The 7,038-nt window shown below is 48.1% G+C and carries 7 protein-coding genes; 5 read left to right on the top strand and 2 right to left on the bottom strand.

All coding sequences use genetic code 11. The annotated features are described in order from the left end of the window. The coding region (locus Q0668_RS03765; protein WP_298860067.1) for a hypothetical protein at nucleotides 1-254 on the top strand (254 nt) is incomplete at its 5' end. A 182-nt stretch (nucleotides 255-436) separates the two neighbouring features. Here Q0668_RS03765 and Q0668_RS03760 read toward each other — a convergent pair. Next, nucleotides 437-1,435, bottom strand: a complete 999-nt coding sequence (locus Q0668_RS03760) for a hypothetical protein (RefSeq protein ID WP_298860065.1) — start codon at nucleotides 1,433-1,435, stop codon at nucleotides 437-439. A 461-nt stretch (nucleotides 1,436-1,896) separates the two neighbouring features. Here Q0668_RS03760 and Q0668_RS03755 point away from each other — a divergent pair, with 461 nt between their 5' ends. The 4 genes from Q0668_RS03755 (at nucleotide 1,897) to Q0668_RS03740 (ending at nucleotide 5,204) form a co-directional block, all read left to right on the top strand. After that, nucleotides 1,897-3,000, top strand: a complete 1,104-nt coding sequence (locus Q0668_RS03755; protein WP_298860064.1) for a hypothetical protein — start codon at nucleotides 1,897-1,899, stop codon at nucleotides 2,998-3,000. A gap of 56 nt (nucleotides 3,001-3,056) precedes the next feature. Then, on the top strand, nucleotides 3,057-3,389 hold the full coding sequence (locus tag Q0668_RS03750; RefSeq protein WP_298860062.1) for a TfoX/Sxy family protein: 333 nt from the start codon (nucleotides 3,057-3,059) through the stop codon (nucleotides 3,387-3,389). Between the two features lie 33 nt (nucleotides 3,390-3,422). Then, complete coding sequence (locus tag Q0668_RS03745; RefSeq protein WP_298860060.1) at nucleotides 3,423-4,277, top strand: alpha/beta hydrolase; 855 nt, start codon at nucleotides 3,423-3,425, stop codon at nucleotides 4,275-4,277. 300 nt (nucleotides 4,278-4,577) lie between these two features. Further along, nucleotides 4,578-5,204 (top strand): hypothetical protein, encoded by a 627-nt coding sequence (locus Q0668_RS03740; protein WP_298860059.1) that lies wholly within the window; start codon nucleotides 4,578-4,580, stop codon nucleotides 5,202-5,204. A 179-nt stretch (nucleotides 5,205-5,383) separates the two neighbouring features. Here the strand turns inward: Q0668_RS03740 and Q0668_RS03735 are convergent, their stop codons facing one another. Then, nucleotides 5,384-6,799: a sulfatase gene (locus Q0668_RS03735; protein WP_298860057.1), complete on the bottom strand. Its 1,416-nt coding sequence runs from the start codon at nucleotides 6,797-6,799 to the stop codon at nucleotides 5,384-5,386. Between the last annotated feature and the right edge of the window lie 239 nt (nucleotides 6,800-7,038).

Raw genomic sequence — 7,038 nt, 5'->3', positions numbered from 1 at the left:
AACTGGAGCGGTACTCAGTTCCGCCGCGCATTAAAGAATCTCGTTTACGCTTTGCTCATACGAGTCCCATTTATTTTGTTCGTCAGGGTTCACTCTCTGCCGATCCTGTTTCTGTACGTGAAGGTTTACAAATGTTGGATCAATTAGAAATTTTCGCACGCAAAACGGCAGGAAAAGTCTATCAGGAGGAGTTTCTGCAAGCCGTCAATCAGGGTCGTGAGATTTTGAAAAAGAAGCTGGACAAGATTCCTTAATGGACACATTGGAAATCCCGTCGTTGATGGACGAGTAGTCTGGAACTCGCCCCTAGTACGCTTCGCTATCGAATGAACAAGCTGGGAATCAAGCGCCCCTCTAAAATACCGCGGTAGGTGACAGACTGCCGTTCTAAAACGGCTTTACCGATTGAAATGCAAGCTGAGAGTGTCGATTTCCATCAGTCGAAATAGACATAAGGCATGTAGGTCGTCTGTATTTGCGGATGATGCGCGTAATGCGAAATCATGTGCCCTGTGCCAATGATATTTGTGACATCGTATTCGACGATCTTTCCCGCCTGAGTATTAATCAGTGCCAGATCCTGAATGCGAAATCCATTCTGTCCGAGTGTATGCGGTCGATAGGGTTCGGTCAGCGTATACAATTTTAAAACTGCATCTCGCTGATTTTTGATGTTCAGCAAGAATTCAATTCGATTGAAAGCGTTTCCATAACGTTGCCCCGGGTTCATCCAGTTTTGCTCTACTGCCCCCGCTCCAAACACAGCGCGCATCCGCCTTTGAGGATACGGATTTTCAACAACAACCCCCTGTACTGCCCCGCCTCCCAACAGGTGTAACGCTGAAGCAATCACGCGGCAGCCATGACTGTGTCCCACCAGTGAGACCGGATTATCGGGAGGAATGCGTGTGATCAAACGCGCGAGATAGATCCCATTATACTCTGCTCGATTACCCAGTTTTCTCACCTGCTGAATGGGAGTGATCAATAAACCGGGATCGCTGGGCCAATGAACTGCAATAAAATGCAGGGGACGGTCATTGGCTGACGCCAGAATTCGCTGATAATGGATAATGGATTGCGAGTAGAATTCCTTCGTTTTGACGAAGCTGCCATGCACGACGATACAGACGGGAATGCCCGGTTTCAAAGAGGCGACGAGCGAATTCATATCGGTTGGATGATACATCCGATCCTGCAGATAGTGATGAATGAGTTCCTGGCACTGGGGATTAGAGCCAACAGACTGTTGGGGACAGTGAATGGAATTCACGACAAAAAAATCAGGATAGCTCTTTGTCCCAAGCGAAGGTTGAACCAGTGACTGTAATGAATTGGCTTCTGTTTTGAGGGCTCGGCGCGACTGCGCAGAGACTGGCGGCACGGGCAGGAGTAGCAGACCGATCAGGGCGTAAAAAAGCGTGCGTAAAAACATGATTACACCTGATTCATATCGACAGGAAAAGAAAAACCAATTCATCGGATGGTATGATTCAAATCGCGCATTCCATCTAAAACCATATGAAGAGCCATCCATTCTGGTCACGACAGACTGACTTGAATAGACCAACATGGGAAACGGGAGTCGTGTTTAGAGAGACCCCTCCTGAGAAGGCGGTATCGATCAGCCAGTTGATATAATTGATGCTAATGTAAAAACTGCATTTGCATGAAAACTCACCGCAACCCGCGTTATATTTTACCAGCGATGGGTACTATGACTGCTGAGACATGAAATCGAAGCCCGAGTTAACTGGGGGCCGTCTCATTATTATCTTGCTGCACCGCACATTTTTGGTAGGCTTATGGATACCTTGATACCCTGAAAGCTCCTGGAGCAGCGTTCCGTAGCATGTTTAGTCAATAACTGAATCTTCTGTAGTTCTGGAAATCGACATGAATGACAACGAAAACAATGACTCTTCAAAGGCGGATGAACCGACAAAGCCCGATCATGTCAGTGGCGAAACTTCCGCACGTTCATTGGAGTCAAGTAGTGCTGTAGACTCCTCAACCGTTAGCAATCCATCGGCGGGTAACCCACCGTTCAAGGATCGAATCACAGGTCTTATCGTTTTCGGAATTCTGCAAATTTTCATGGGTGGCTGCTGTGCCCTGCTGATTCCCTTGATGTTGCTATCGTTATCTGTTGTCCCTGCGGACGACGCCCAGATGAACGCACAGATGCTGGTTCCCACGATTGGAATATACGCTTTGCTTGCTGTACTGTTAATCTGGTTGGGAGTGGGCTCCATTCTTGCCCGTCGCTGGGCAAGAGCGCTCACATTGGTACTGGGGTGGATGTGGCTCGCCTGTGGCATTTTGGCGATGATCATGATTGTTTCCTGGGGTCCGAACCTGTTTAACATGGCAGGTCAGGATAAACAGGTCCCCAAAGAGATGCTTGTGTTTATGCAAGTGGTGATGACGGGAACGATAGGTTGCATGTATCTTTTTCTGCCTGGAATTTTTGTATTTTTCTATCAAAGTAAACACGTGAAAGCGACGTGCGACATGAGAGACCCCCATGTTCGCTGGACCGACAAGTGTCCGCTACCCGTGCTGGCGATGAGCCTGATGCTGGGATACGGATCGCTTTCGTTCTTCTATTCGGCGAGCTACGGCTTCGTTACGCCGTTCTTTGGAATCCTTTTGAAGGGCGTCCCAGGTGGCCTGGTAATGTTCGCCTTTACTCTCCTATCCGCTTATCTGGCCTGGGCGACTTATCAATTGAAGATAGCGGCCTGGTGGACGACACTTGTTGTATACATAACATTTGGAGTGTCAGCCATTATCACTTTTTCACGTATCGACATGATGGACTTATATCGAGAAATTAACTTCCCTGAGGAACAGTTGAAACTCATAGAGAAATCCGGAATGATTGATCGGATGAATATGCCCTTGATGTTCGGTATGAGCTTTGTTGTGTTCGTGGGATACATGCTTTGGGTTCGCAGATACTTCGTCGCTGACTCCATTTCAAATATGGATTCGTAAGCAAGAAATGTTGTTTTGTGATTCCATCCTTAGTCGGATAACAAATTGTTAAAAGTATGGCAAAAGAATATTTCAACAAGTTAATTGCTCTCGTCGACAAGTTGAAGATTGAGGAAGACATTTCGATGCCGATGGAAGTCAAACACTTCTTCAGTGGTGCTGCGCTGTATGTGAATGGAGCGATTTGTGCTTCGTGGTCTCCGATGGGGTTGGCATTTAAGTTACCGGAGCAGGAAGCAGATGACCTGATTGCCAAGGGGAAAGCAAAACCACTCAAATATTTTGCCAAGGGTCATGTCAAAAAAGGATATGCACTTTTTGAAGATCCGGAAAATCGCAAATCGTCTACGTGGAAAAAATACTTTCTGAAAGCTGCGCGGCAAGTATAATCAATTCAGAGTGTTGGTGGGAGAATTCGAAAGATGGTGAGCATAAACTCTGATCGCTTCACAACAAAAGATGGCGTCGATTTGCACTTCCTTGAAGTGGGTACTGGACCAACGCTAGTTTTACTTCCGGGGTGGTCACAGTCGGCGGTCCAGTTTCATGGTCAATTGGAAGGCCTGAGTGATTCCTTTCATTGCCTGGCGCTGGATTACCGTGGTCATGGTGAATCATCTAAACCGAACTATGGATATCGGCTTTCGCGGCTGGCGATGGATGTGCGTGAGTTTCTTGAAGCGAGAGACTTGCATGGTGTAATTTTGCTGGGACACTCGGCTGGATGTGCCGTGATCTGGAATTACATTGATCTTTTCGGCGAAGAGAATCTCCGCGGCTTAATCCTTTGCGACCAGATGATCGCGCGCATCAAACGTCCGGAATGGTCCGAGGTGGAATGTCGCAACTACGGAGCAGCGGTGGGTGGAGATGAAGTGCTTGAGCAAGCGGCTATTGTTGGTGGACCAGAGGGAGAAGCGAAATCACGGGAGTTCCTGGCTAGTATGTTCACTCCCGCTTTTCCCGAGTCAGACCTGGCGAATGTCATACAGGACAGTTTGAAATTTCCACGATCTCATGCTGCGCAATTGTTGCTGAGTGTGAGTTATGCTGACTTTCGTGATCTTCTGCCGCGAATTACGCTGCCCACACTTTGTATCGGTGGTAAAGGTAGTCATTTGGGACCTGCTGTGATGCCCTGGATTGCTTCTCAAATTCCCGGCGGACAAGTGACGATGATCGATGCCGACGCGGGGGGCAGTCATTTTGTTTTTCTGGAGAACCCAAATGCATTCAATTCTGCTGTACGCATTTTTTGTGATTCGCTGGAGAACTAACTATCGGTAAGTGCGAGGCGCGCGTTCTTGTTCTGGCAATATTTAAGAGTATGCCATGAATCAACGTAAATCAGCATGGGCTATCCTATTGAACAATCAGTTTCAGGTTCTTTTGATCAACGCTTTCTGACAAATCACAAACAAAAAGTAGTCGATTGGAGTCCGGGCTTGTTAGAATATACTTAATGCTTCGAGGTGAATCTGGCAAACTGAGATTTGTCGGTTAGACTCAGCTTCGTCAACTAAGCGTTAAGCCTGACTCGTTGGCTCTTTTTGATCAGAGTAAACTGGAACATGACTATGAACTTAAATCAGCTCCTCATATTTCTTGTTGTCTTTTGTCTAACTTGGGGCACCATTCCGCTGCAGGCTGAAAAGCCGACAAAGAAAGCTCCGGTTGAAGCGAGATTGATCGTGAATCAATCGAAGTATGTCCTGCCAAAAGGGCGCTATGGAAACGCGTTTCGCAAACAGATTGAGGAAGAAACAGACAGCGCCAAATTTCCACCTGCCCCGAAAGTCGATCTGGTATTGGAGCTCAAGAATATCAGTCAAAAAGAGGTGATAATTTTTCCGAGAGGGTCTATCATTTATCCCGATTTGACAGTGAAAGGAAAAGGAGTTGTTCAACCGGAGAATTTAGAGAGCCTGTCAGGAGAATCCTGGGGTAGCAGCAATCAGCTGACGATTGCACCTGGTAAGAGTTATCGTCTCTCCATCAAGTCATTGAATCCGAATGGCGGCACTTCCTGGTACTATTGGTGTGAGCCGGGAGAATATACGATTACAGCCACATACACTGTTTACACCGGGCTACCCCCCTTTCCTTTTCCCGACAAAACGAAGCCCAAAGGTAAGCCGCAGAAATACACAGTCACTACGCCGCCCATCAAAGTAAAAGTGGTATTGTATGACAATCGAGGATAACCGGGATTCGATGGAGGAATAGAGTTCTGTTGAGAGAAAGTTTCCCGCTGGTGCCATTTTGAATCGTGCAGCGTGCGCGGAAAATGAGATTGAATCTGGTTGTTCTTGATACCGGTCTGGCATAGTCTGTCTTCAGCGATTACGTTTTGGGAAGCTTGTGAATGAAGAGACCCTTTTATTCACTTCTTTTTGACCTGTTTACGGTCACGCCCTTTCAGCCGGTTTAATTGGCTGGCCAAATCACTGATTGTGTCTGGCTGTTTTTTTGAGACGTTGATGTTTTCACCAGGATCGACTGCGTGATTGTAAAGCATGCGCGAGGTTTGTTTTCCATTTTGATTCGTGTATTCGGTGAATCGGAATGTATCTGTGCGGATGGTGTCGCCGTTCCGATAGCGTCCTACTGCTGCCTGCTTCCATTTTGCTTTGGGATTCCGCATCAAACCAGCGAAGCTCTGTCCTTGAAGGTGTTCTGGTAAGGGAAGTCCCGCTAATGTACAGAGTGAGGGATAGACGTCGATGGACTCGATCAGTGCAGCCCTCCGCTGGCCGCCTTTGATTCCCGGGGCTCTTACGATCAGGGGAATCTGCATTGAGGTTTCGTAGCAACTGTGCTTGCACCAGAGAGTGTGTTCTCCCAGGTTCCAGCCGTGATCGCCCCAGAGGACGACGATGGTGTTGTCGGTCAGTTTCAATCTGTCGAGTTCGCTTAACAGCTTACCAATTTGAGCGTCTGTGTAACTTACGCAGGCGTAGTATCCATGAATCAGGTTTCGGGCACTTTCGTCGGATACTCGCCCTTTGGCTGGAATACCGGCATAGGCACGTAATTCGCCTGAAGAATGAATCGATTCTCCGGGTGCTCCTTCCGGGACCTGGTAGTTGTCAGGAAGCTGAATCTTCGCGTGGTCGTACAGGTCCCAGTACTTCTTTGGTGCAATAAAGGGCAGATGGGGTTTGAAAAATCCGACCGCTAGAAAAAAGGGTTCTTCTTTCTCTTTCAACCGCTGCAACGTGGCAATGGCCTGTTCCGCCAACACGCCATCTGCATAAGCATTATCTGGGACGTCTGCCGATTCCCAGGCGGGACCTCGTTTTCGCCTGCCCTTTTTTTGTCGTTTCGCATGCAACTCCTGATTTTCAGGACGTTGATACCAGGAGATACCCTTCGGTCGCCAGGCTGGTTCGGACCAACCCTGGGCGCTGTCTTTCGGGTGATGAAATATTTTTCCCAGTGAGACCGTATGATAGCCGTTCTTTTTGAACTGCGTATTCATGGTTGTCACACCGGGCGCGTCCTTCTGTGCCCATGCCAGATAATTGACGAACCGTTTCGGCGCGGGCCGTATGCCTGTCATGAGGCTGGCGCGGGAAGCGCCACATGTTGGAACCATGCAATAAGCTCGCTCGAACAGAGTGCCGCTCTCTGCCAGAGCGTCCATATGGGGCGAATGAATATGTTGCTTTCCATAACAGGCCAGTTCCGGGCGCAGGTCATCTACGGCGATGAACAACACGTTGGGACGGTCCGCGGCGAAGGTTTGGGAAGTGAAGCAGAACGCGAGTAGAAGCAGAGTGAAGCGGTAGATCATCATCAATGGTTCCTGATTTTTATGGGCAGATCTCTTTTACATCTGAAGAATTAAAGCGTAACGGCGCTTGCCCTCGGCAATCGAGAAAACAATAGAAGTTCATCTAATACCGGCGGTTAGTTAGTGTTTCTTATTTCCAATCGTTCTTTACAACCTTGGAGGAACCGTGGCTAACGCCATTCGGCTCATGATCAAAAACAAGATCAGCCGCAAGGCATTAGCCGCGGTTAATACCGATCTCG

This window comes from uncultured Gimesia sp., from assembly GCF_937910335.1.
Classification (GTDB): domain Bacteria; phylum Planctomycetota; class Planctomycetia; order Planctomycetales; family Planctomycetaceae; genus Gimesia.
Note: the sequence above shows the minus strand (reverse complement) of the source record. Positions and strands in the feature narration are given on the sequence as shown.